General features: G+C 38.5%; 24 protein-coding genes and 1 pseudogene. 12 read left to right on the forward strand and 13 right to left on the reverse strand.

All coding sequences use genetic code 11. The annotated features are described in order from the left end of the window. Positions 1–3 precede the first annotated feature (3 nt). Positions 4–936, reverse strand: coding sequence for a 23S rRNA (adenine(1618)-N(6))-methyltransferase RlmF (gene rlmF / locus P4S65_RS18785; RefSeq protein ID WP_337120859.1), 933 nt, complete (start codon positions 934–936; stop codon positions 4–6). Positions 937–1,064: 128 nt separating this feature from the next. On the opposite strand from rlmF, the pseudogene P4S65_RS18790 reads away from it, so the two are divergent. Further along, a pseudogene (locus tag P4S65_RS18790) lies at positions 1,065–1,972 on the forward strand (alpha/beta fold hydrolase). Here P4S65_RS18790 and P4S65_RS18795 read toward each other — a convergent pair. The 3 genes from P4S65_RS18795 to P4S65_RS18805 all read right to left on the reverse strand — a co-directional run bounded on the left by P4S65_RS18795 (position 1,969) and on the right by P4S65_RS18805 (position 6,806). Further along, entirely contained in the window at positions 1,969–3,402 is a 1,434-nt protein-coding gene (locus tag P4S65_RS18795; protein WP_337120861.1) for a tetratricopeptide repeat-containing sulfotransferase family protein, read from the reverse strand. The pseudogene P4S65_RS18790 and the gene P4S65_RS18795 overlap by 4 nt on opposite strands. A gap of 242 nt (positions 3,403–3,644) precedes the next feature. Beyond that, positions 3,645–6,302, reverse strand: a complete 2,658-nt coding sequence (locus P4S65_RS18800; RefSeq protein WP_337120862.1) for a TonB-dependent receptor plug domain-containing protein — start codon at positions 6,300–6,302, stop codon at positions 3,645–3,647. Between the two features lie 336 nt (positions 6,303–6,638). After that, positions 6,639–6,806 (reverse strand): oxidoreductase-like domain-containing protein, encoded by a 168-nt coding sequence (locus P4S65_RS18805; protein ID WP_337121196.1) that lies wholly within the window; start codon positions 6,804–6,806, stop codon positions 6,639–6,641. A gap of 95 nt (positions 6,807–6,901) precedes the next feature. On the opposite strand from P4S65_RS18805, the gene P4S65_RS18810 reads away from it, so the two are divergent. Beyond that, the gene (locus P4S65_RS18810; protein ID WP_033023082.1) at positions 6,902–7,324 is read left to right on the forward strand and encodes a hypothetical protein; all 423 of its coding nucleotides are present in this window, start codon (positions 6,902–6,904) and stop codon (positions 7,322–7,324) included. Positions 7,325–7,412: 88 nt separating this feature from the next. Then, positions 7,413–8,777, forward strand: a complete 1,365-nt coding sequence (locus tag P4S65_RS18815) for a leucyl aminopeptidase family protein (RefSeq protein ID WP_149605035.1) — start codon at positions 7,413–7,415, stop codon at positions 8,775–8,777. A 38-nt stretch (positions 8,778–8,815) separates the two neighbouring features. Here P4S65_RS18815 and gloA2 read toward each other — a convergent pair whose 3' ends face one another. Beyond that, a complete protein-coding gene (gloA2, locus tag P4S65_RS18820; protein ID WP_096794464.1) occupies positions 8,816–9,202 on the reverse strand; it encodes an SMU1112c/YaeR family gloxylase I-like metalloprotein in 387 nt (128 codons plus the stop codon). A gap of 70 nt (positions 9,203–9,272) precedes the next feature. Further along, positions 9,273–10,352, reverse strand: a complete 1,080-nt coding sequence (locus tag P4S65_RS18825; RefSeq protein WP_096794465.1) for a ketoacyl-ACP synthase III — start codon at positions 10,350–10,352, stop codon at positions 9,273–9,275. 153 nt (positions 10,353–10,505) lie between these two features. Between P4S65_RS18825 and P4S65_RS18830 the strand changes: the two genes are divergently transcribed. From P4S65_RS18830 to P4S65_RS18855, 6 genes are all read left to right on the forward strand, one after another. After that, on the forward strand, positions 10,506–11,813 hold the full coding sequence (locus tag P4S65_RS18830) for a metal-dependent hydrolase family protein (protein WP_337120865.1): 1,308 nt from the start codon (positions 10,506–10,508) through the stop codon (positions 11,811–11,813). 8 nt (positions 11,814–11,821) lie between these two features. Beyond that, on the forward strand, positions 11,822–12,226 hold the full coding sequence (locus P4S65_RS18835) for a nuclear transport factor 2 family protein (RefSeq protein WP_008133851.1): 405 nt from the start codon (positions 11,822–11,824) through the stop codon (positions 12,224–12,226). 61 nt (positions 12,227–12,287) lie between these two features. Then, entirely contained in the window at positions 12,288–13,529 is a 1,242-nt protein-coding gene (locus P4S65_RS18840; protein WP_337120867.1) for a sensor histidine kinase, read from the forward strand. Next, on the forward strand, positions 13,526–14,047 hold the full coding sequence (locus tag P4S65_RS18845) for a response regulator transcription factor (protein ID WP_337120869.1): 522 nt from the start codon (positions 13,526–13,528) through the stop codon (positions 14,045–14,047). The genes P4S65_RS18840 and P4S65_RS18845 overlap by 4 nt, the downstream gene beginning before the upstream one ends. A 24-nt stretch (positions 14,048–14,071) precedes the next feature. Beyond that, on the forward strand, positions 14,072–14,494 hold the full coding sequence (locus P4S65_RS18850; protein WP_337120870.1) for a thiol-disulfide oxidoreductase DCC family protein: 423 nt from the start codon (positions 14,072–14,074) through the stop codon (positions 14,492–14,494). Between the two features lie 99 nt (positions 14,495–14,593). Continuing rightward, the gene (locus P4S65_RS18855; protein WP_337120871.1) at positions 14,594–14,872 is read left to right on the forward strand and encodes a peptidylprolyl isomerase; all 279 of its coding nucleotides are present in this window, start codon (positions 14,594–14,596) and stop codon (positions 14,870–14,872) included. Positions 14,873–15,056: 184 nt separating this feature from the next. Here P4S65_RS18855 and cysB read toward each other — a convergent pair whose 3' ends face one another. Then, positions 15,057–16,034 carry an HTH-type transcriptional regulator CysB gene (gene cysB, locus P4S65_RS18860; RefSeq protein ID WP_007375573.1) on the reverse strand — a complete coding sequence of 326 codons (978 nt, stop codon included), beginning with the start codon at positions 16,032–16,034 and terminating at the stop codon, positions 15,057–15,059. A gap of 300 nt (positions 16,035–16,334) precedes the next feature. Between cysB and P4S65_RS18865 the strand changes: the two genes are divergently transcribed. Continuing rightward, positions 16,335–17,093, forward strand: a complete 759-nt coding sequence (locus tag P4S65_RS18865) for a hypothetical protein (protein WP_337120872.1) — start codon at positions 16,335–16,337, stop codon at positions 17,091–17,093. A gap of 1,288 nt (positions 17,094–18,381) precedes the next feature. On the opposite strand, the gene P4S65_RS18870 is transcribed toward P4S65_RS18865, so the two are convergent. Further along, a complete protein-coding gene (locus P4S65_RS18870) occupies positions 18,382–19,641 on the reverse strand; it encodes an IS4 family transposase (protein ID WP_337119945.1) in 1,260 nt (419 codons plus the stop codon). Positions 19,642–19,932: 291 nt separating this feature from the next. Here P4S65_RS18870 and P4S65_RS18875 point away from each other — a divergent pair, with 291 nt between their 5' ends. Both P4S65_RS18875 and P4S65_RS18880 read left to right on the forward strand, forming a co-directional pair. Further along, entirely contained in the window at positions 19,933–20,451 is a 519-nt protein-coding gene (locus tag P4S65_RS18875) for a hypothetical protein (RefSeq protein WP_337120873.1), read from the forward strand. A gap of 242 nt (positions 20,452–20,693) precedes the next feature. After that, positions 20,694–21,002 (forward strand): ISAs1 family transposase, encoded by a 309-nt coding sequence (locus P4S65_RS18880; RefSeq protein ID WP_337120874.1) that lies wholly within the window; start codon positions 20,694–20,696, stop codon positions 21,000–21,002. Between the two features lie 777 nt (positions 21,003–21,779). Here P4S65_RS18880 and P4S65_RS18885 read toward each other — a convergent pair. The 5 genes from P4S65_RS18885 to P4S65_RS18905 all read right to left on the reverse strand — a co-directional run bounded on the left by P4S65_RS18885 (position 21,780) and on the right by P4S65_RS18905 (position 25,611). Then, on the reverse strand, positions 21,780–22,439 hold the full coding sequence (locus P4S65_RS18885) for a DsbA family oxidoreductase (protein WP_337120875.1): 660 nt from the start codon (positions 22,437–22,439) through the stop codon (positions 21,780–21,782). A gap of 114 nt (positions 22,440–22,553) precedes the next feature. Next, positions 22,554–23,774 (reverse strand): M24 family metallopeptidase, encoded by a 1,221-nt coding sequence (locus tag P4S65_RS18890; RefSeq protein ID WP_337120876.1) that lies wholly within the window; start codon positions 23,772–23,774, stop codon positions 22,554–22,556. 101 nt (positions 23,775–23,875) lie between these two features. Continuing rightward, a complete protein-coding gene (locus tag P4S65_RS18895; RefSeq protein WP_337120877.1) occupies positions 23,876–24,484 on the reverse strand; it encodes a flavin reductase family protein in 609 nt (202 codons plus the stop codon). A 9-nt stretch (positions 24,485–24,493) separates the two neighbouring features. Next, positions 24,494–25,216, reverse strand: coding sequence for an SDR family NAD(P)-dependent oxidoreductase (locus tag P4S65_RS18900; protein ID WP_337120879.1), 723 nt, complete (start codon positions 25,214–25,216; stop codon positions 24,494–24,496). Continuing rightward, a complete protein-coding gene (locus P4S65_RS18905; protein WP_096794478.1) occupies positions 25,213–25,611 on the reverse strand; it encodes a thiol-disulfide oxidoreductase DCC family protein in 399 nt (132 codons plus the stop codon). Before P4S65_RS18905 ends, P4S65_RS18900 begins: the two co-directional genes overlap by 4 nt. Positions 25,612–25,662 lie beyond the last annotated feature (51 nt).

Below are 25,662 nucleotides of genomic sequence, written 5' to 3' on the forward strand. Positions count from 1 at the left end.
AGCTTAATCAAGCTCGCTACATATTTGTTCACGAGTTTCTTTATCAAAATAGCTCCATGCAATAAAGCGGCTAATTTTTTGACCCTGTGCCATATCAACTATTTTATACTGTGCTATTGGGTGAGCTTTTAACACTTCTTCAAGCGCTGCAATATTATCTTTTTTAGAGACTAACGACGTAAACCACAGTACTTGTTCTGCAAAGTCTTCGCTTTCTTTAATCATATTAGAGATAAACCGTACTTCACCGCCTTCGCACCATAATTCATTATTATGACCACCAAAGTTAAGCGTGCTACTGGGTGTTTTTCCTAAGTTTTTCCATTTACGTTCACTGCCTTTACTTGCCTCTTCTTCACTTGCATGAAACGGCGGGTTACAGAGCGTTAAATGGTATAGATCTTTTTGATTAATAACGCCTTTAAAAATATGTGATGCGTTTTTTTGTTGTTTTAGGGTTATTTTTAAACCATTAAACTGCGCAATTTGCTTTGCTATTTTTACTGAGGCTGCGTCAATATCAGTCCCTGTAAAATGCCACTTATATTCACTTGTACCCGTAAGTGGATAAACCAAGTTAGCGCCAGTGCCAATATCAAGCACTTTAATTTGCCTACCTAGAGGTATTTGTTGTTGATTATCATCACTTAATAGGTCGGCCAAGTAGTGAATATAGTCAACACGCCCAGGTATAGGCGGGCATAAGTTATGCTCGGGTATATCCCAAAAATCAATATTATAATGCGCTTTTAAAAGAGCTTGATTAAGTGTTTTAACAGCCTTGTTATCACTAAAATCAATGCTTTTAGTACCTGCAGGTGTGGTTATAACAAATGGCAGTAGAGCAGGGTGCTCTGTTGTTAATAAATCGAAGTCGTACCCATTTTTATGTAGGTTGCGAGGGTGTAATTTTGAACGTGTTTTATTTTCTTTCATGGCTTCATTTTAACAACAGATATAATGACGTAAGTGTAACAAATGCTGATGAGTAAAGTGCAGACATTTCCTTTGGTATATTTAATATTACTGGTAGGATGAGTTGAAAATAATAAAAAGGAATAACTGTGGCAATTTCTCAGCAATCAATAATTATCAATTTAGCTGATCAACAAACACTTCATTTACGCCGTATCAGTGATGAAAATCAGCAAGGGCCTGTCGTATTTTTTATGCATGGAGCTGTAGAAAACGGTAAAATTTTTACACGCACTCCAATAAAGGACTTGCCCCTTTTTTGGCTGAGCATGGGTATAGATGTTATGTGGCTGATTTACGTGGCCGAGGTGATAGTAAACCGGTTATTTCAAGTGACGCTAAATACGGGCAAACTGAGGCCATTTTAGAAGATATCCCAGCCTTTATTAAGCAAATAGAGTTGATTGAAGGTAAAAAGCCTGACTACTGGGTTGCTCACTCTTGGGGCGGGGTATTGATGAACAGTGTATTTGCACGCTTTCCAGAATATATTAATGATGTAAAAGCGTGTGTGTATTTTGGTTCTAAGCGTTCTTTATTTAATAATCATCCTCAAAAATTATTACAAGCCAATTTGATTTGGTATTTTATGGCACCTTTACTTGCTAAAAAGCATGGCTATTTAAATGCTAAAAGTTATAAGTGGGGAAGCGATAATGAAACTCAAAAGTCGCATTATCAAAGTATGCAATGGGCTAAAAAGAAGCCATGGATAGATTCTGATGATAATTTTGATTATGCAAAAGCGCTAAACAGCCTGCATTTACCGCCAACACTTCATATTGCTGCGGTAAAAGATAAAGCATTAGCGCAACCAATCGATATTCAAAAATTTATGGACGAATCGGGGCCAGGCATTCAACAAATGCGAATTTACGGTCGTAAACACGGGCATAATTTTGATTACGACCATATTAATATGCTTACCCATCCGAGTGCCCGCGATGATCAATTTAAAGATTTACTTAATTGGTTTGAAGTACATTCTGTTAACTAGTTCTCATCAAGCAATTTAAGCAAAGGCGCTCTATAGCGTTCCCATTTTGTAAGTGCTGAATTATTAACAGGCTTTCGAATGGCATGCTTACTAAGCGTAGTAACAGCTGATGTACGCTTATGAAATGCTAAACAACCATCTTCATATTGACAACCTAAAAAGTTAAGTAATGCAGTTAGCTGACCTTTTGGGTTGTTTATTAATGCTTCGTAATTCATGTTGTAAATTGGCATATTTTCAAGAGACTGCCAATGACCCATTAATTTCTCATATAAAGTATGGTATTGCTTAAACTCCACGAGAGAGCAAAAATAAGGCTCGTTTTCAGCAAAGTAATTACTAAACACTGAAAAAGCAGTTGCATTAAAGTCACGCGTTAAGTTTATAAATTTGGCATTTGGAAAAAGGACATAAATAAGTCCAAGAGATAGGTAGTTACTTGGCAGTTTATTTATTATAAAAGGCCTGATGGGCGATGCTGTTTTTAATGTTGTGATATACATTTCGCGGGCTTTTTTGATTAAATCAGGCGTTAAATGCGCTAAACATTGCGGGTAAGCAATCCCCGTTTTTTGTTCGATAAAAGCAACTGCGTTATTACTAATACTCGTACTCTCTCCTAGGCTCGAAAACTGACTATGGCTTGCCAACATTTGCTCTACAAGGGTAGAGCCACTTCGAGGCATGCCGATAATAAATACGGGCGCGATATTAGTTGTAAAACTTTTATCACGTTTTTGCATAAAGGCATTGGTATTGTGTTTAATTATTTCGCTGTAAAAAGGTTCAAGCTCTTGAGTATTAAAGTTACTTAATTTTCGTTGTAGTTTATTTGCTAGTACAAAGTAATTAAATGCTTGTTCAATGTCTTCAAGTTTATCGTAACTTTTAGCGAGTGCGTAATAACACACCATTTTGAGTCGTAAATTATCTGTTTGCATTAATAAATGATGCAGATTACTTATGTAGTTGTGTTCTTTGTCAAAGCGGCCTAATTGAACTAACTCAAATAAAATATAAGCAGTTACGGGGTAAACCCCCATACTCAATGCGTGTGCAAATGTGGTATGCGCTTTATTTAAATTGCCATGTGTTAAATAGTGCTGAGCTAAGTAATAATGAGGTTCAGGGTTATTATTTGCTAGACTTTTTACATATTCAAGCACAGTAAGTGCATCTTTTGGTGAGTTGACACCATTAAACGCATCGGCTAGTGCATGCAGTGGCTCAAGCATATGAGGCATGCGTTCACACACTTTTTGGAGTAAGTACACAGCAGCATCAAATCGCTCTAACCTCAATGCGATTTTGCCTAAACCAAATAAAGCTTCACCATTTTCAGGGTTGCTTTTTAATAGTGTCTTATAGTGAAACTCAGCTTCTTTGAGCATGTTTTGTTGTAGTAACTGATTAGCTTTTTTGAGTAGCATAGTTATACCAATTTTATTAAAAAATAATCATTCTATCGCATTAAATAGCGTACTCACTGCGTTAAAAATTATTCATATAGAGCAACTATATATCATAGTTTTCGCCTTGTTATTACGCTATTTTCTGAGCGCTATAATAGAACACTTATTCAATGCAATTGGTATTGTTCATTTTTATTTACTATAAAATAAAAAAGGCGAAATGTCTTAACATTTCGCCTCCACTTCTTTATGTAAAAATATTAGAACGTGTATGTTGCTTTAGCGTAGTAAAAGCCACCATTAATACCGAACGGAGATGTTTCGTAATACTTACCACCCCAGTTGTTATTTGGCGCGCCAGCTGCTTCAGCAAAATCAAGTTTTTCAGCATCCTGATCAAATAAGTTTTGAGCTCCAACCGAGAAGCTAATTGACTCATTCATGAAGTAAGTAATTTCAGCATCAATAGTTACAGCTGCGTCAGCAGTTTTTGCTGTTGCATCGTAATCTACGTGAACGCCTTGGTATTCGCCGTAGTAATTTGCACGAGCAAATGCAGAGATAGATTCCCACTGTTGAGACAATGTGAAAGTAGCACGGTGATTAGGTAAGTCTTCTTCTAAACGCTTAACTTTAAATGCACCGGTAATATCACTAAATTGAGTTACTTCAGTATCATTCCAGTTGTAAGCAAGGCTAAATGTAGAGCTACCACCCATTAATTCAGCTGTATAGTTTGCAACTAAATCGATACCTTGTGTTGTTGTATCAAAGTCATTCGTGAAAAAGCTTACTTGTGCAAGACTCTGTACATTAGGTACGCCAGCTGCTTCAAGTGTATCTTTATCGCTTTGGCTTAAATTAATCTTATCTGATTGGCTAATACGATCTTCTACTTGGATATTGTAGTAATCAAGTGTTAAAAATAAATCACCAATAGTGTATACAGCGCCAAACGTGTAGCTTTGAGATTCTTCTGGCTCAAGCTCTGTACCACCTAATTGTACCGCAATTGGGTTTGTTGGTGGAAGTAGTGCTGAATCTTGTAATACACCATTGTCTAAGCTTGTTTGTACGTTACTTACATTAGCTTGACCAACCGTTGGTGCACGAAAGCCTGTACTAATAGAGCCGCGCACGTTTAAATCTTCCGTTACATGGTACTGCGCCATAACTTTATAGTTTGTTGTTGTGCCAAAGCTGTCGTAATCTTCAAAACGTAAAGCTAAGCCCATTAAAAAATCTTCAGTAAATGGGGCTTCAATATCAACAAATGCAGCGTAGTTACGGCGAGTGTATTCACCCGCGTCAGATGGTTTAAAACCAGGGAAACCATTAGAACCTATACCAAAACCTTGCTCAGTAAACTCACCTGCAGTAAATGACGCTACATCACCAGATGTTACTGTAAATGTTTCTTCATGCCACTCTAAACCACCGGCAATATTTACATCGTATGCTAAATCAAAATCAAATCCTTTAGAAATATCTAAATTGAAGTTTTTCTCTAGTTGCGAGTATTTACCTGGACTAAAGTCGCGTGGTGAGTCTAAGCCTAATGACGCATTAACTGTATCGTAAATAAAGTAGCGAGATTCATTAAAGCCAACCGTACCACTAATGTCATAAAATGCATCTTTTAAGAAGCCACCAGTGAACATGCCTTTAGTACCAATTGTTAAAGAAGTATCGGTAATGTTACCACCAAAGTTAGGTGTAAAACCGCCAGGCAGTGTTTCATTAAATGCAAAACAGTTAGCAGAAGTTAGTGAATCTATTGCAGATTGATCTGGTGCACCGTTAGCTTGAATTTCTACTACTGGACAATCTAATTGAGCGTCATAACCGTCTAAAGATCCAACTAAAACAGTAGGTGTAGCAGCATCCCAAGCAGTTTGTCCAACTGGGTTGTCATCACCAGGGCGGCGCATATTTACACCATTAACATCGCGAATGTTACCACCATATACACCTGGGCGAGATGTAGGGTTACGATAATAGAAGCCACCTCGTACATCGCGCTCAGAGTAGTTACCAAACATGTAAAATTCAGAATCGTTTGTTAGCTCTAATCCAACATTACCAAAAATTGAAATATCATCATCGACTTCTGGTGCGCCCCAAACTTGAGCTAAAGGCGATACGTCTTGAACACCGGCTGCTGCAAGACCAGCAGCATCAGGACGCTGTACAGAGCGACTAGTTGCATCAGCTGTTTTGTATTGAAAGCTTAAGTTAGCAAAACCGTTGTCGGTAAACGGTAAACCAATGTTACCCGATACTTGAGTTGTATCGCCATCACCTTCGTAGAACTGGCCGTGGCGAACTTCTAATTTACCGCCTTCTGACGCGTCTTTAAGTTGGAAGTTCATTACACCTGCAATTGCATCAGAACCATACTGAGCTGCAGCACCATCACGAAGTACTTCTACTTGCTTGATTGCAATACTAGGGATAACTGAGATATCAGCACCTTGTGCACCATCATTAATACCACCACCTAAAAATGCGATTACAGAAGCACGGTGACGACGTTTGCCGTTTAAAAGAACCAATGTGCTGTCTGATGGTAAGCCACGTAAGTTTGCTGGGCGAACAAGTGATGCTGCATCACTAATAGGGTTTTGGTGAACATTGAAAGATGGCACTGCACCTTTTAAAAGCTCAAGCATGTCAGTATTCCCTGACTTTTCAAGCTCTTCACCACCAATAATATCGATAGGAACCGGTGAATCACCAATTGAACGTGGAGCTGAACGCGTACCTACTACAGCAATTTTTTCAACATTTTTATTAACTTTAGCCTTTGCTTGTTCTTCATCTGCAGCAATAGCAGAGCTTGAGAAGAATAAACCAGCGGTAGTGGTTGCTAGCGCAAACTTAATTGCCTGATTTAGTACGTTGTTTTTTAATTTCATTCTAATTTTCCCCAGTTAGAATAATTTTTGTTTAGTAAGACTTTGTAAGTATTACTTATTTTATATTTTTGGACTGGAATACAGTGGATGTTAGGAGGAAGTTTAATTACTTGACCCCTTAGAGTTTTAGCTCACATCTAGTGAAGTCCTAATTACAGACTATACATAAAAAACAACGAGAGCAATTATTAATTAACTATTAAATAACAAAAGTTTAAATTAACTAAAAGCAGCTAGAGTGGTGCGTTATAAGAAGTAAAGTGGACTAATTAAGTGCAATATGGTGTTTTTAAGGGAAGTTAATGCATTTTTTAGGTTGTTAAACTGTCGGATTTGTTAATTAACTGTATCTATTTTGAGTTGTGTTAGCTGCCATTTTTTAAGCTTTTCTTTGTATGTATCCCATACGCACGGGCAGCAAGAGCCTCCGCCACAACATTCATCAGATTTTGGTTTTTCAGGTTTTAAAATATTTTTAGTATTTTTTTGAGCATGGAAATAAATTTATTCGGCACTAGTTTGGTGCAAATAATAGTAGATGAGGCGAATCAAGTAAATTATTCTTTGTGAACATGGATGCCTGTGTGAAAATGCATGTTATGCGATTATATAAAGTTATTCACCGTGCACCTTGGCGGGTAGTTAAAATTAGTAAAAAACGCCAACAGCTGCGTTTTCGCCGTGCTATGGTGGCGCTTAAAATCGCACTCGCCCAAGAAAAACAAGAAACAAAAGAAATGCTTTCTATCTATAGGCGCTATACGCAAGGACAAACAAATCAAGCTGAGTTAAAGCGTGCCAACGAACAATTTGTCGATATTTTAAAGGGCCTTGGCTTGGGTGTATTTGCTGTATTACCATTTGCGCCTATCACTATTCCCTTAGTGGTTAAATTAGGAAGTTTAGTTGGGGTGGATGTACTACCTAGCTCCTTTAACATGAACAAATCAATTAAAGAGCTCGACGCAGAAATTAATCAAGAAAATCAAAAAGAAACTCAAAAAAAACAGACTAAAAAGTAATCTTACAAACCGTTAAATTAGCGATACCTTTTAGGTGCGCTTATTGATATGCTCTTAAGTACCATTTTTATATTATACGAGCTATTTAATGAGTGCATTACTACGTCATACATCTTCTGGTATTCCTTTATCTTTTATTTTAAAAAACGAATTATCTGACTGGCACGCACAGCAGCCTGCATTTATACAAAATTGGTTAACTAATACAGGTTTTGAAAAGCAAGGTGTTGCTTTAATTCCTGATGCTAAAACGGGCGAGTTAAGCCAGGTATTTTGTTTAATGCAAAGCAGCGATGATTTTTGGGCTGCGGGTAATTTAGCAAATACACTTCCTACAGGTACTTATCAAATTCAAGGCGACAGCGCTTTTGTAGAGCAGGTTGCTTTAGGGTTTGTACTTGGTGGTTACGAATTTAGTGAATATAAAGAAAAACCAACAGCAAAAGCGCAATTAGCCATTAGCGATAAAGCGTTATATGAACGCATTAGCCAACAAGCTGATGCCATTACACTTGCACGTGATTTAGTAAATACTCCAGCGGTAGATATGATGCCGCAACATTTATCGCAAGTAATGGAAGATTTAGCTGCAACTTACAATGGCGAATTTTCACAGTGGGTTGGCGATGAGTTACTAGAGCAAAACTACCCGACTATTCATATGGTGGGTCGTGCAAGCGAAAATAAACCGCGTTTACTTGATTTAAAATGGGGTGCAACAGATGCTCCATTAATTACACTAGTCGGTAAGGGCGTATGTTTTGACTCAGGCGGACTTGATTTAAAACCAAGCTCTGGCATGCGTAACATGAAAAAAGACATGGGCGGCGCCGCGCATGTAATTGCACTAGCGCAGCTTATTATGGCAGCTAACTTACCAATTAGATTACGTGTACTTGTACCCGCTGTTGAAAATGCGGTATCGCGAAATGCATTTCGCCCTGGCGATGTTGTTAAAACACGCAAAGGCATTATGGTCGAAATTGATAATACCGACGCAGAAGGGCGCTTAGTATTGTGTGATGCATTAAGCGAAGCACAAAACGATAATCCTGAGCTAATTATTGATTTTGCTACCCTCACGGGTGCATGTCGTGTTGCGTTAGGCACGGAGCTTCCGGGCTTTTTCTCAACAGAGCGCGATGTAGCAAACGGTATTATTGATGCAGGTTTAAGTGTCCATGATCCTGTTTGGCAACTTCCGCTGTTTGAGCAATACAAAAACTTACTAAAAAGTGATGTAGCCGATATGGCAAACTGTGCAAGTACACCGTTTGGTGGTGCTATTACCGCAGCGCTTTACTTAAAAGAATTTGTTGAACCAACAACACCGTGGGTACATTTTGATGTAATGGCGTGGAACTTACGTGCATTACCAGGTCGTCCAACGGGTGGTGAAGCATTAGGTATTCGTGCTGTATTTAACTACTTACAAAATCGTTTTAATAAATAAGTTTTTGATTCAATAGTAAGAACTTGAGCTTATGAGTTTTAAACCTCATAAAGCTCAAGTGGCAAGTTATCTGGATCGGCAAAAAAGGTAAACTTTTTGCCGGTTATTTCATCCACTCTAATATCCTCAACGTTTACATCGCACGACTCTAAATACGTTTTTGCAATCTGTACATCCGCGACCTTAAAAGCTAAATGTCTTAAGCCTTGTGCTTCGGGATAGCTGGGTCTTGCGGGCGATCCATCAAACGAAAATAGCTCTATTTGGCTACCATCGGGCATGGCTAAATCTAATTTATATGAATTACGATCAGCTCTAAAGTGCTCATTAATAACGTTAAGTTTAAGTAAATTGCTATAAAAGTGTTTAGAACGTGCATAGTCACTACAAATAATCGCAGCGTGGTGAATACCGAAAAGTTTCAAATTTAATTCCTTAAAAAGCAAAAACGCACTTAAATAAGTGCGTTTTATATGTTGCTTACTACATGTTGTGTTAGCTTTGCTGCGCTTCTTTACATGCTCTAACGGCCGGTGCTACAAGTTCTAAACCGGTTTTATCACATGGCGGTAAAGCGGCATCGCTTACACTAATAGGCGTTACGCGTTCGCCCCACTTTATGTAACTTGCAGCCCACGTAAGGCCTGCACCAAATGCAGCAGACATAATATTTGAATGCGGTTTAATTAACCCTTGCTCAACCGCTTCACATAACGCAATAGCAATAGTCGCAGCAGAGGTATTACCATACTCACCAATGTTAACCATTACTTTTTCGTCAGGTACTTTTAAACGATGCTGAATAGCTTGAATAATACGTAAGTTAGCTTGGTGTGGAACGAGTACATTAATGTCATCAAGGCTCAAATCGGCTTGTTTAAGTACATCGTCGCACGCTTCGCTCATGCCTTTAACAGCACGTTTAAAAATTTCACGACCTTCAAATAATAAATCTGATGGACCAATTGGCTCATACTTATTTAAATCGCTACCAAAGTTGGTGATGTGTAAAATATCGCGGTCTTCGCTGTCACAACCGGTTTTGGAACCAAGTAAACCCGCTGGCGTATCGGCAGCTTCAAGTATTACTGCACCTGCGCCATCGCCAAATAAAACAGCGCTGTCGCGACGTGCCCAGTTTACATACCAGGTCATACGTTCAGCGGCAATGACGACTGCTTTTTTGATCATACCCGCTTGAATTTGTGCTGTAGCAGCTTGCAACGCATATAAAAAGCCCGAACATGCCGCGTTTGTATCCATTGCGGCAGCGCCTGTTGCACCAATATTTTTTTGCACTTGTGAGGCGGTATTTGCCACAACAGTAGAAGGTGTACAGGTTGCTAATATCACTAAATCAATATCTTTAGGATCAATGCCTGCGCACGCAATAGCATGCTTAGCAGCAACGGTTGCCAGCTCGGCGGTACTTACATGGCTCACTCGGCGAGATTTAATGCCTGTACGCGTGGTTATCCACTCGTCGGTGGTATCAACTATTTCACTAATTTCATCGTTGCTAATGCTTGCTGGTGGAATGCATTTACCCCAACCAGTGATATGTGCGTAAGGCATAGTATGTTCTCTTAAGGTGGTCTGACATGTGTTACTAATGGGGGAGTTATACCAAAAAACGGCTTTCAAGACTAGTTTATAGCATGCTTTGTATCGTAAATATTCGCAATTACAGGTTATTTAAGGTAATGCTAGTATAAAAAAGGAGCAAGTATGAAAACAACACTAATAACAACATTCACTTCAATAACTATGGCATTAATAGCAAATGGGGCTTTTGCTCAACAGCATAAAATTATTTATGCGGGCAGTTTACTTGCATCCGAAGATCAAAAAGTAAAAACAGAGCAAACGTTAATCATAACAGATAATACAATAACAGCCATTAAAAACGGCTACCTCACAAAAGCAGAACTTAACCTACCTGATGCCGATATTATCAATCTTAAAAATCAATTTGTAATGCCTGGTCTTATTGATATGCATGTTCACGTTACGTTTGAGCGAGATACTAAAGCAAATCCTCACCGTTGGGCAACAGAATATGATGCGGATTATGCTTTGCGTTCAATTAAATATTTACAACGTACGCTCGATGCAGGTTTTACATCAGTGCGAGATTTAGGTAGCGATCACAAAGTAATATTTCCGCTAAAGCGCGCTATTGAGCGAAATGATATTAACGGCCCTCGCATTTTTGCAGCGGGTAATACAATATCACCTACCGGTGGACACGCAGATATGCACGGATATCGAAAAGATATTACAGATGCGGTTACAGGCGGGATTGGTATTTGTAATGGCGCGGATGATTGTAGCCGTGCGGTACGCGAGGTAATTAAAAGTGGTGCTGATGTAATTAAAATTACTGCCACGGGTGGAGTACTAAGTAATACCGCTGCTGGTGTTAACCAACAACTTACAGATGCAGAGCTGGTTGCAATAGTTGATACGGCTCACCACTTAGGGCGTAAAGTTACAGCCCATGCACACGGTACACAAGGTATAAAAGCGGCCTTAAAAGCCGGTGTGGATTCCATTGAGCATGGCTCTTACTTAGATAAAGAGGCAATAAAGTTATTTAAAAAAACGGGATCTTATTTAGTACCGACGCTTTTAGCGGGTGCAACGGTCAGTGAAGAGGTGCTTACAAATCCAAATATGCCACCGGCAATAGCCGATAAAGTGCGTGAAGTAACTCCAAAAATGCAGGCTTCGTTTAAACTTGCACTGAAAAATAAGGTTAATATAGCCTTTGGAACAGACTCTGGGGTGTCGCGTCATGGGCTTAATGCTAACGAATTTAGTTTAATGGTAAACAATGGTATGAGCGAAGCCCAAGCTATTAAATCAGCAACCATACATGCAGCTAAACTGCTGGGGCAAAGCGCACTCATTGGCGACTTGAGTGTTGGTAAACAAGCAGATATTATCAGTGTGAATGGCTCACCGCTTAAAAATATCGACGTACTGAAAAACGTGCAATTTGTTATGAAAGCCGGGCAAGTTTATAAACAATAGGGAAGGTTATGAGCAGCAAAATAAAAGTGTCGTTGTTTAATCATTTGATTGACGCTGAGCGCCAGTTACTAGACCCAGAAGTTCGCCAATCTGAGCGCGCATTAGATGCTTTACTCGATGATGAATTTATCGAAATTGCTGCCAATGGCACTACCTTTAATAAATACCAAGTACTTACCCGCTTACCTACCGAGGTTGTGCCACAGTTTTATAATCAGCATTTTAAGGGCCGAATGCTAAGCGATGATGTAGTGCAACTTAGTTATCAAGCAGCTTATAGGCGCTCTGCTCGCGCTGAGTTTAATTATTCTTTACGTATGTCGCTTTGGCGTAAAAGTAATGAACAATGGAAAATGGTGTTTCATCAAGGAACGCCTTGTGCACCGTTTTCAATTTCGATGGATGATGATTAAAAATCACATAACCGTTAAAATAACCTTATTAAACATTTGATTGGGCAATTACCTCTTGTTAATGCGTACCGACCCCACCATTAGTCGACTATTAATGCTGCGAAGCGGCGCTATTGCCGTGCAATTAATTGCGGTGCTTAGCGTTTATTTTTTATTAGAACATCAAATTGCATTACTGCCTTTACTTATTGTTATTGCCGTTGAGGCTTTGTTTCAGCTTATTAGCCTATTTGCTTATCGAAATGTAAGCCGTGCTAAACCTTTGGGTATGTTGATGCAGTTAACCGCTGATGTATTATTTTTAACGGTTTTGCTATCGCTAAGCGGCGGTGCGACCAATGCATTTGTTTCGTTATTATTGCTCCCAATAATGATAGCTGCTGTTACGCTGCGAGAAAAAGGATTAGCTTATATTGCGGTATTAGCCATTGCCGCATACAGTTTTTTACTGATAAAGATGCCCGATCACAATATGCATCAAATGAATATGAGTGGTCACTTTATTGGTATGTGGGTTAATTTTGTTTTAAGTGCTAGCGTAATCGCATTAGTGATTGGCGCAATGAGCAGGGCACTTAAAGAGCGAGAGCGAATTATTGCAAACGTGCGTGAAAAACAACTGCGTAATGAGCAGCTTGTTACCCTTGATGGGGCCGCTGCACAAATAACTCATCAACTAGCGACCCCAATTGCAAACTTACAGTTACTGTTTGAAGAGTTATTAGAAGAGCAACCAAACAATCCTATTGTTAAGCACATGCAAGCGCCGCTTTCTCAGTGCAGCACACAACTTAACGACTTTAGAAAACTCTCAGAGCAGTTACGCCTTAAAAATTCACAAGAGCATGTAACGGTAAAGCAACTGCAAACACAAATTACAGACACACTTTTACTGCAATATCCTGATCAACAAATTAAATGGATTACGCCACCAATTGCAGCAACGCTATTGAGTGATGCCATGTTATTGCCTGCTATTTTAAATTTATTGCAAAACGCCGCGCTTGCTAATCAAAAACAAGGTAAAACTCAATTAGAGCTGAGTTGGCAGCAAGATAACTTACATAGTGAATGCGTTTACTTGTTAATTCGCGATTTTGGCCCTGGCTTTTCATCATCGCAATTAGCAGAGCTTGGCGGGCAACTTATGCCAAGCGATCAGGGAATGGGGCTTGCTGTGCTTTTATCAAATGTTACTTTTGAGCGTTTAAATGGCTCACTTACCTTGTTTAACCATGCTGATGGCGGCGCTGTTGCCAAAGTTAAACTCGCTATTGTAAACATTGAGAATAACGCCTCATGAAGTTACTTATAATTGAAGACGACATTAATTTAGCCAGCACACTGGCAAGGCGCTTAACTAAACAAAGCTTTACCTGTGAGGTGGCGCATAACCAAAGTGATGCGTTACTTGCTGCGCGTAAATTATTGCCCGACTTTGTTTTATTAGACATGAAACTAGGCGACGATAACGGACTTACACTCATAAAGCCGCTGCGTAGTTTGCTCCCCCAAACTCATATTGTTTTACTAACAGGGTTTGCAAGTATTGCAACCGCAGTAGAGGCAATGCGGTTAGGCGCAAACGATTACCTTACTAAGCCGGTTGATATGGCAACATTATTAAAAGCGCTTAACACCGAGCCTGTGGCATCGAATGTTATTGATGATGCGGTTATGTCGCCAGAGCGCTTAGAGTGGGAGCATATTCAACAAGTACTGCACAGTAATAATGGCAATGTGTCGGTAACCGCAAGGCAACTTAATATGCATAGGCGTACTTTGCAGCGCAAGTTACAAAAAAAGCCGGTGCAGCAGTAAAGTACTTAATTTAAGGAAGGTGTTATGAGCGATGATGTAGCGACAATAATGCAAAATCAAAAAATTATATTATTTGATGCGCAATGTAAGCTGTGCAGCGCGTGGTGTAACTTTATTATTGCTCACGATAAAAATACTATTTTTAAATTATGCAGCGTGCAATCTCCAAAAGGGGAACTGTTGTTAACGCATTTTGGTTTTTCAACAATTGAATATGCTTCAATGGTTTACCTAGAAAACGGCAAAGCGTATACGCAAAGCCATGCTTTTTTTAATGTTGTTAAGCAGCTAGGTTACCCATATAAGCTAGCAACTGTATTTAGTATTTTGCCAAATAGGTTTAATAACTGGTTATACGATAGGGTTGCTTTAAACCGCTATACCTTGTTTGGAAAATATCAGTATTGCAGAATTCCCAACCCAGAGGATGCTAAACATTATTTTTAAATTGGTATTTTTATCTCACATATAAGTAGATGCTAGGTTTAAGGAGCTGTGTTAAAATCGCCGCGTTTAATTTTAGCTAACGGTATAAAGGCTTTCTTCATGGCAAACACAGCACATGCACTTCACATTTTGGTAAAGCACAAAGAGATTGCAGAAGATATTATTAGGCAATTAGGTAAAGGTGCAAAATTTCAAACCTTAGCTAAAAAGTATTCGTCATGCCCATCGGGTAAAAAAGGCGGTGATTTAGGTGAATTTGGTCGTGGGCAAATGGTTCCACAGTTCGATAAGGTTGCGTTTAAAGGCGCAATTTTAGAGCCTCATCTAGTTAAAACAAAATTTGGCTGGCATGTAATTAAAGTACTTTATCGCACGTAATAAATTGATTTTTTGGTATTTACGCGTTGTGATTGCTTGTATATGGGAAATGACCACATCGCTGTAAATTTAACCTTTGAAGATAAACACGCGCTAACCTAAAATTTTGGGTTGTTTACTATTATAAAGTATTAAAAAAACCGCATTTTATATCTACGCGGTTTTTAACTAATTAAATTATTGATTACTTAACTGGTAATTCGATATCTGCAAATAATTTATCTACATCATCTTGGTTACGCAATAAACTTGCTCGTTCAACACGTTCTTTTGTTAGGTGCGGTGCAAAACGCTCAATGAAGTCATACATATAAGTGCGTAAAAAACTGCCTTTTCTAAATCCAATTTTAGTGGTACTTGCCTCAAATAAATGGCTCGCATCAATACAGACTAAATCGGTATCACTTATTTGATCTATTGCCATTGAAGCGACTACACCGACCCCTAACCCTAGACGAACATAGGTTTTAATTACATCAGCATCGGTTGCTGTAAATACAATATGGGGTTCAAGACCATGTGCACTAAATGCTTTATCTAGTTCTGAGCGACCCGTAAAGCCAAATACGTAAGTAATGAGCGGATATTGCGCTATGTCGGCAACAGTTAAATTATTTACTTTTTTCGCAAGAGGATGGTCTTTTGCAACAACAATACTGCGATTCCAATGATAGCATGGCAACATAACCAAATCTGAATAAAGATGAAGTGCCTCAGTCGCAATTGCAAAATCTGCGTCGCCACGAGCAGCTGCGTCTGATATTTGTTGTGGTGTTCCTTGGTGCATATGGAGTGAAACCGCAGGATATTTCTTCATAAACCCTTGAATAACACTCGGAAGAGCGTAGCGGGCTTGCGTGTGAGTTGTTGCAATATTAAGCTTACCTTGATCTGGTAATGTATGCTCATTTGCAACCGCTTTTATGCCTTCTACTTTGGAAAGTATTTCTCGGGAAATATTAATTATTTCTTCGCCAGCGCCCGTCACATGGGTTAAATGTTTACCACTGCGGCCAAAAATTTGTACACCCAACTCATCTTCTAACATACGTACTTGTTTAGAAATACCAGGTTGAGAGGTAAATAAACTTTCAGCAGTTGCTGAAACATTTAATTTATGATTTTGTACTTCTACGATATATCTGAGTTGTTGTAATTTCATAGCTGCATATTTTAACGTTGTTATTCATATAATTTATAAAGGTAATACGTGTTAAACCCAAGCGTTTTTTAATTTTAAAATTCACCTTGAGTTTTAGGCATACACATTTATCTGTTTGGGATCTAAGGCTAGCACAATAAATATGCTTCAGATAGCAATGATTATCCGAGATAATCTTATAATAGGCCCTCCTTGTAATGCTTTTTTAGCATATTTATAAGTTAAGCAGCGCAAAGCTACCCTGTTAGTATATATTTAATGTAAGATTAAAAAATTAGATATGAATCCGAGAATTACACTATGATCGTTTCAATTATTATTGTGCTCATAGTCGCACTTATTGTGATTGCGCTTTGGGTAAGTGCTGTACAGCAACACAAAGAGAAACAAGAAGGCGAACGTCGCAAAGAGCTTACAAAACAAAAGGCGATAATAGAAGAGACTGAAGAAGCACTTGCGAATAGTGCCAACATACCTTTGTCCGAACCTATTATTCGCGTACTACAACGCCGTGTTTATGAAGCGCTGAAAACTATGGTGGCAAATTCCACTGGTTCAAAGGCGCTTAAAAATAGGTTAAGTGAAGCAAAAGAGCATCTTACGCAACCTGTTCAAGGCAATAATAATGACTCGCTGTCTTTACCGAGTAACGACAAACAGCTTGTAAGTCTTATCCAAGGTATAAAAAAATTACGCATAGTGTTACGCTCAGAACACAATAAAGGGCGAGTTGATAGCCAAGTGTTTACAGTTGAAGATAAACGATTAGAAAAGCTTCAACTTCGTATCAATATAGAAAGCCAAATAAAACGCGGTTTATCAGCACGTTCGGCAAACATGGTAGGTTCTGCTAGGCAATATTTTGAAAAAGCCCAAGTTACTCTTAACGGAGTGACTTATTCAGATGAATATGTTTCAGCTAAACGTCAAGAAGTGGAAGGTTATCTAGAAGCAATTAGTGTAGAGCTTCGGGCATCAAATGCTAATGCGCTTAAAAAGAAAAACGAACAAGAGCAGGACGACTTGGATATATTATTTGCTCCTAAAAAGAAATGGTAAATATGTGTTATCAGCGATAAGCATCCTTTCATCTTAAATTGTTATTTGAAAGCCAGAAACTTTCTGGCTTTTTATATTTTTATTTCAGCCTACCCCTCAGCTAAAATGCTTGATTAGCTTGTCGTGTTGTTACAGGTAATCGGTACTCGAATGATAAATCTAACACCCATCCTAATTTCCTTAGCGAAAAATGGAATGAAAAATAAACTTTAGCCAAAAAAGTAAATTTAGTGGCGCAGTTTTGTTAGTCCAATTAATGTGGCAGTCTACTTTGGTTTTTGAAGCAACTATTACTTAGCCAAGAATCTATATATGGTAATTAAATGATTGAAAAAATTATTGGTTTCGTTCTTTTATTTTTATTCTTACTATCATTTTTAAGTGTGCTCGGCAATTTATTAGCTGCTTTACTTAATCCTATTGAACTGAAGTTAATTGCCTTCAAAAGGTTGAGTATATCCTTGGCTATACTGATAGTTACATTTTTAGTCGCATATAAATTAGGTTATTTTATTGATAAGTATGAATAAATAAAAGGAAATAACGAAAACACATATGGACGCTCTTTTAAAATCAAGGCGAGTTAGTTTATAAACAAAAAAATTAATGCTTTTATCTTGTTTTAGTGTATTTCAATAATGAGATGAAAGCTCGTAAATTATATATTTTTGATATTATTTAAAAAATCTAGCTTTGTGGCGTGTTTTTTAATGATAAATTAAAGTGGGTGTCTAGCTTATTCTTGCTGCAGGACAAATCACTGCCCATGCAGTTGCTGGTGGGGTTATAGCGGATTTACAAGGTGGTAAATTTGGTCATGGATTTTTTGCTGCGGGTGTAACTAAAGGGGCAGGAGGCCGTTTCTTACCCGGAGGCAATGATTTAACCGCAAGTCAAATTGTTCAAGGAACTGTTGCTTCAGCCGTTATCGGTGGTACTGCATCTGTTATTTCCGGTGGGAAATTTGCCAATGGCGCTAGGACTGCTACTTATCAGTATTTGTTTAATCAGTGTTTGTCAGGAGGCTGCAGTTTCAATAATGAAAGAGAAGCAGGTCAATATGCTGGAGCTATAGATAAGGAAATTGATCGGATAAATGGCATGAATAGGGAAGAATTAAGGAAAATGCTAATCAGCTTGAATGTTGACGTTACTAAACTACGAAGTGCTAATATGTTGAATATTTATAAAGCTAGTATGATAAATAGTCTAAGTTTATATAAAGTTCAAGCAATGGGATATATAGCTGGTAATAATACAGGGTTAAGTCTACCTCATAGCTTAGTTCTTAAGGAACACAGACCGTGTGACTTCCTATCTTAAAACGGCAAATATCATTGTTTTTCTCAATGCTTTGCCGCTTACAATTTACCGCTAGTAGCTCAAATACACGATGTATCTTATGGCTGCACCGTGTTTGTTCTATGCAATCCAGAATATCATCCAACCAAAGATAACTGCACTTACTCGCTCTAAATGTCGAGATCGCACACTTAAACATACCCGCTGCACTATGGCAGATAAAACGCTTGATAAGTGTTTGCAGTATGCTCAGCCAAACCAATGATTCGGCAATATGAGGATCTCGTGTGATGAACCCTTTAAGATTATTCCATGACTTTAGTTCTTTGAAAAACAACTCAATTTGCCAACGAGTTGCATATATATCGAGTAGTTCGTCAAAGCTAAACTGTGCCTCTTTTAAATTAGTAACAAGGAAAACGGGGCGCTTTTCATTCGGTAAATAGATAAGCCTGTACTCGGGCCCATTTTTCTTCCAACGTACTGTTAATTCAAGTGGTTGGCTTGCGAATTTATCGAGTAACGTTTTGATTTTAATGTTCTTTTCTTTAAGTTCTATACCCGCGCAATAAGCTGATGTAACGATTGGGTTAATGTTTTTATTTGCTCTGATCAAAAAATATCCGCCATCTTGAGCTACTTGCTCAAAGTAATCTAAGTCAAAATACCCAGCATCAGCAAGTAATAACGTATCTTCAAGTGTGTGGCTACCTGGTAAAAAGGCGCGCTCAGTTTCAACATCAGGACGAATATCTATTTCGCAGGGTTGTTCATTAAATAGGTCATAGGTAACGTGCAACTCAATTGCGGCAGGACTTACAGCAGTAAAACGACCAGCAAAAACCTGCGCTAATTCATCATGTAGAGCAAATGAAGAACCATCTTGCAATAACACTCGCTGTATTCCTCGCTGGGTAAAAAAGGTTTTATCCAGCGTGTTTACAGTCAATTTAGACATCGCTTGAATAACGAGCTCACGGACAAGCTCAGTCAAGGCTGGTTTTCGAATTTGATTATGAAAGGGTTTATAACTTATCGTGCAATCAGCCTGCGTTCGCAAGTTTTGATGGATATCTGACAAGTTAGCGTCTTGCAGGCAAGATAAGCTTTTAAATACGGCTTTGAGCAGAGAAACGATCGACAGGCAACGGTGTCGAACTTGAAATCCAGAGGTTTTTGCAAGCTCAATGAGGTGTTTTTCTGAGATAAGGGCTTTTAATTGGTTTGAAACTTGGTTAATCTGCATGTGAACTCTGTTTTTAGTCATGTTTTTATTGGCGTAACTATTTGATCATTAACAGAGTTCAACTTCAAGTTTTCTTAAGATCCAACCTATGAAGTCTACCTAACAGTCTAAATGTAACCGGCCTGGCTCTTTATGATTTAGGATATCGTTCATTAGGTGCCTCTTTTGGGGCCGCGGGAACCGCATGGTCTTTAGCCCCAGTGATTTCAGGTTTTTTGGGGATTGATGATAATATAAATGCTAAGTTTTATTACAAATGCACAAATATATGTAATTCAGGGGTAATAGTAGATGGAAATTAATAAGTTAATGCGATTAGCTTTGCTCACTGTTCTATTTTCTTCGTTTACTACTTATGGTAAAGCCTTGGATAGTTTAGGGTGTGGGTGGTATATACCAACAGCTTACTCTGAAAATGAAGATGGAAACGGTTATTTTGAAAAAATCGACAAAAAACATAGTTTAACGGTAACAAGGCAAAGTACTATTTTTAGTGATGAATCATCCAATAAAGAGTGGGTTGTCGGTATGTTCGATACAAGTTTTATTAGTAGATTTAGTTATAAAGATTACCTTGTCGAAACTTATAAAAAAGATTATGGATTTGGCATTGCTTATTTAGTAACTGTAGTTGAATACTCAAAAGAGAACGAAATCTTAGTTTTTTTAAATCTAAGTTTAAATGACTTAATATATGCGACAAAAAGTTGTTTAATATTGCCAGATGATTTACTGGATTTGTATAAGAAGAACGATTATGAAATTAAAAAGCTTAATGAAGTAGTAAAGAAGAAATTAAAAAGAATATAGTGTAAAAAGGTATTCCCTTTTGCCATGATAATTGTTTTTAATAAGGATATTAAATAAAGTTTTATTAAGAGTATTTATATTTAATAGTGTTTTATTTTCTGCTGATGCAATTGCAGCTATTGGCAAAGGCCATGTTAGCGGAAAAATCACGAATATTACCAGTATTAGCTCCAGGGCAAGATCACGAACTTTACCTTGACTTAAAAGTATGATCTTATACTCCTTTTTTAAGGAGCATCCCCATGTCTAACATTCAGCTATTTAAATATTTCGAATCAATCGACGACCCTCGCCAACAAGGTAAAGTTGTTCATAAACTATTTGATATCATATTCTTAGCTGTTAGCGCTGTTGTATCAGGCTGTCAGGGCTGGGAAGAGATTGAAGATTTTGGTCATGATAGACTAGATTGGCTCAGAAAATATGTTCTTCTTGAACAAGGGATCCCTCGCTATGACACAATTGCTCGTGTAATGAGCCGTATTGACATGACGCAATTCCAAGATTCCTTTTCTTCTTGGATGAAAGCCTGCTCCAAATTAACTCAATAAAAAAATTAACGTGACACCCATCTTAATTGGGAGAGCTTTGCTTGTTCAATTAAGGGGCCAGCACCACTGAATTTTGCTATATAAATTAGCTGTTTATGTTCGTCGAGACTCAAATAAGTTACTGTGTCGGATGGCGCTTTGCTTATCCGACCTACGTTTTTAAATATATATGATGGGTGGTACCTTCTCTGCCAAGCTAGTTGCCAATATTGAATATTAGGCGGGTTCAACTTAAATTTTTACGCAGACGAAAATAGCGTTGCCTGAGCGTTCTGCCCATCAGCCGAAATTAGTTGACCACTACAAATCCCCATCCTTATTTTTATATTGTAAAGATCATTTATGAGAATCCTAGAGGCTGTGTTAGAGATAAATCACTTATGATGTTACGAATAACCACACGCATTTAGTGCTGTATGTTGACGATAAAATATCTAATAAATTTATAGTAGGTGATTATTGTTCGCTTACTTATACGTAATAAAAAAAGCTGCAATGTGCAGCCTTTTTTAAGTGTTAAACAACAATCTACTCGTTAAGCGTCTTGTTTGGCTTCTTCTTCACTAATTTGTTTTAGTGCTTGAATTGAAAAATTAACGTGACACCCATCTTAATTAGGATAGCTTTGCTTGTTCAATTAAGATGGGTGTTCTGCTAAATTAATGACACCAAAAGGGATTTAAGGTAAGTAATAAATTTGTATTGTTTTTGAACTGATGAATAAACAAGAAAGGCTGCAATGTGCAGCCTTTCTTAATTTTAAACTTTATTTGTGTATTAAGCGTCTTGTTTGGCTTCTTCTTCACTAATTTGTTTTAGTGCTTGAATGAATGAGTCGCTTGGTTGTCCGCCAGTAAGTGCATACTTATCGTTTATGATAAATGTAGGTACTGACGTAATACCCATTTGTTTAAAGCGGTCTTGCTCTTGGCGTACGTCTTGTACATATTTGTCTGAATGTAGAATACCGCGCGCAGTTTCTTTATCAAGACCTACTTTTTCAACAACGTCGAGTAGTGCTTCTTCTTGATTTAAGTATTTTAAATCAGTGAAGTGCGCTTCAAAAAAGGCAAGTTTTAATTCGGTTTGCTTACCTTCTTCACGTGCCCACATTAATAAACGATGCAAATCAAAGCTGTTGATCATGATGCGTTTGCCATCAAAATTAAAGGTAAACCCAGCACGCTTTCCTGCTTCGAACATGTTTTTACGATTTTCGTCGCCTTGCTCTTCACTTAGGTTGTACTTTTGCATTAAATGTTCGTTTAAATCCTGACCTTCAATTGGCATATCTGGATTTAGTTCAAAAGGATGCCACGTAATATCTGCGCTCATTTCGTCTTTAAGTTGCTCTAGTGCAGTTTCTAGGTTTTTATAACCCACTACACACCAAGGGCACATTACGTCTGAAACGATATCAATTTTAAAGTTTTTCATATTTATCCTTTTGAGGATTGCTTTGGTATAACAGGGGATATTGGGATGAACTGCACTTTATCAATACCAAACTAAAAAGAGCAGCTAAACAGCTGCTCTTGAAGGTATTCAGTTTTAAGCGTTAAGCCCAAATGGGTCGTCAATGCTATAACTTGGTTGTGTAAACCAATGAGGGCCGTTGTCGGTCATGTAAAAATGATCCTCTAGGCGCACGCCAAATTCATCGGGTATAACTAACATTGGCTCGTTACTAAAGCACATGCCTGGGGCAAGTGGGGTTTTATCACCGCCAACTAAGTATGGCCATTCGTGAATATCTAGCCCAATGCCGTGCCCCGTTCGGTGTGGGCAACCCGGTGCTTGGTACTGCGGGCCTAGCCCTTGCGCCGCTAAATAGTTACGTGCGCCCGCGTCTACGTCTTCGCACGTAGCACCAATTTTAGCTGCATTAAATGCCGCCATTTGCGCTGCTTTTTCATGATCCCAAAACATACGCTGGCGCATTGTTGGTTCGCCAAATACATAGGTACGGGTTATATCTGATAGGTAATCGTGTGCTTTACAGCCGGTATCAATTAGTACCATATCGCCTTTTTTAAGTATTTGGGCATCTTTAACACCGTGCGGGAAAGACGTTGCAACACCAAATAAAACAATACAAAAATAGTTACCTGGCGCACCTACTTTTTGGTGTGCTTGCTTAATAAAGGCTTCTACTTCGGTGGTGGTTATTCCCTCATAAAGCATACTTGCTGTGGCTTGATGTACGGCTAAGGTCATGTCCATCGCGCGTTGCATTAAGCTAAGCTCGTGAACTGATTTATGCATGCGGCAATGCGCCGTTACAGGCTGTGCATTTATGAGTGTTAAACCCGTTTGTGCTTTATTAATGCCGTCGAATATAAAAAATTGTGCGCTTTCATCAATGCCAATAGTTGCGTTTTCATTAATGTTTAACTTTTTTAATACTTCGACAAAAAGTGCATAAGGATTTTCGTGCTCTTGCCACCCATGGATAGGTCCCTCTATTACTTTAAAGCCGTTTAGTGAACCAATTTCGAAATAAGGCGCAATGTATTGTACTTCACCAAGGGCGGGTAATATCGCACCAACCATGCGCTCGCTCGCGTACCATTTCATGCCTGTAAAGTAGGTAAGGTTGGTGCCAGCGTTTAAATAAATTGCATCTATGTTGTTTGCTATCATATAGGCTTGCGCCTTGGCTATGCGCTCTAAATGTTCGTCAGCAGCAATAGGGGTTAGCGTTTGCGTCATGTTACTTAGGCTTGCCAACGCTTGCTCGCTTGATTGTGTACCTATACCTATGGTGGTCATGTTTTTCTCCTTGGATTTTTAGCTAGTGTGATTAATACCAAGGTAAAATTCAATGTTATGCGATAAGAGGCTATTAGTTTACAGCCTCTTTAAAGGGCATACTATTTTTTAGCGTAAGGTAAACGCGTGAGTTTATTGCTTGTGTGGTAGCTATCAAGCCCTGTTACTGCCACGGTTTCAATAGCTTGTAAATCTAAAAAGCCATCACTTTGAAGTGCTACTTCATCTAAATACACATCAGTGATTTCACCAATTACAAGCTCTGTGCCATTGATGGCTAAATGTTGGTTTTCTACAAATTTAACCGAGTACTTTAAGCGGCTTTCTTTTACAAAAGGCGCTGCAAAGTCGTTTAAGTATTCGGGCGTTAGACCCGTCGTATCAAACTCAGACTCGCCTTTATCGTAGCGGGCTGATGTTTGATGGGCTTGCTTATAAATCGCTTTATTAACCTGGTTAATGGTGTAACTACCGGTTTCGATTATGTTTTCGAACGTATGTCGAGACACGCTATTTGGGCGCATTATCATGCCAACTAGTGGCGGGTGAGCGCCTAAATGAATAACAGAGCTAACAATGGCGAGATTAGTATTGCCTTGTTTGTCTTGCGTGCCAATTAAGTTGGCGCTCTTAAAACCCGAAAGCGAATTAATTAAATGAGTACGGGTGTGTTTTTCAAGTGCGTTTATGCGCTCTTTAGTAAAATGCATTAAAGGTCCTTACCACGGTATAGTTTCGCCTTGCCAATCTAAGTAGGCAGGCTCACCATTGAGTTCTAAATGAGGGTTATTAAAAGTAAGTGTAAAAAGCTGCTTAGCTACAAATTCAGCTGTAAAGAGTTTTCCTGCGGGTACGTTTTTTTGAAATGGCTTTGAAAGCGCAGTATCAGTAGTCCCTGGGTGAAATAAAACGAGCTTGGTATTTTTAGCTCGGCGTGCAAGCTCAATCGCTGCGGTTTTAAATAGCATGTTAAGCGCAGCCTTGGAGGCGCGATACGTATACCAACCGCCTAATTTATTGTCGTTAATGCTGCCCACACGCGCACTAAGTGCTGTAATAGTACACTGCGTTTTATGTGTTAAAAGCGGCAAAATACTCTGCAAGCAAAGTAGGGGAGTTAGGGTGTTTGAATTTAGAAGTTGGCTAAAATACTCAGCGTCTAAATCCTCCAGCTTTTTTTCGGGCATATGGGTTTCGTTGTGCAGTGTACCATTGAATATAATAACTTGTTGTATATCGGCATTTTGCGCTTTTAGGTAATTAGTAACGCGCGCTAAACTTTGTTTTGTGTAGTCAGTATGCAGGTGGACAACACTTGAGTCAGATTCAATACTTTTTGAACTAATACAAACGATCTGATGAGTAGGCGTGTTTATTTGTAGATGTTCTATATATGCATTTGCTATGGCACTGCTTGCGCCGAATAAAACAATAGTTTTCATTTATCACCTTTTGCTTTTAGTCCACATTGGCCGTTACTGCACTGAGTATTTGGCATTAAAAAGCGACTGATGGGGTGCCGATACTTAGCAAATAACAGGTATCCGCAGTCAGCGAAAAAGCGAATTATTGGCAAGCGAAAAATTTTCAACCAGCCGTGTTTACCCACTATTTTCCATGCTTCGTACGTTACATCAAGCCCGTAAATCATTTCACCTGATAGCTTTTGAGCTTGCAGATAAGTCATTGCTTGGTCTTTATCAATATACGAGTAGCGCTCACTAAAGTCGCTCGCGTTAAGATCTTCAAGCGTAATTAGATTTTTAGAATCAGCGTGTTTTAGTTGCTGCATTTCGGTGCTGCAAAGGGGGCAGTTACCATCGTAAAAAATGATCATGTAATTGCTTTGTGATTATTTTATATATATTTTTACGACAAGACATTGCAA

Origin of the sequence: Pseudoalteromonas sp. B131b, from assembly GCF_037162545.1 — a bacterium.
Taxonomy (GTDB): domain Bacteria; phylum Pseudomonadota; class Gammaproteobacteria; order Enterobacterales; family Alteromonadaceae; genus Pseudoalteromonas; species Pseudoalteromonas fuliginea.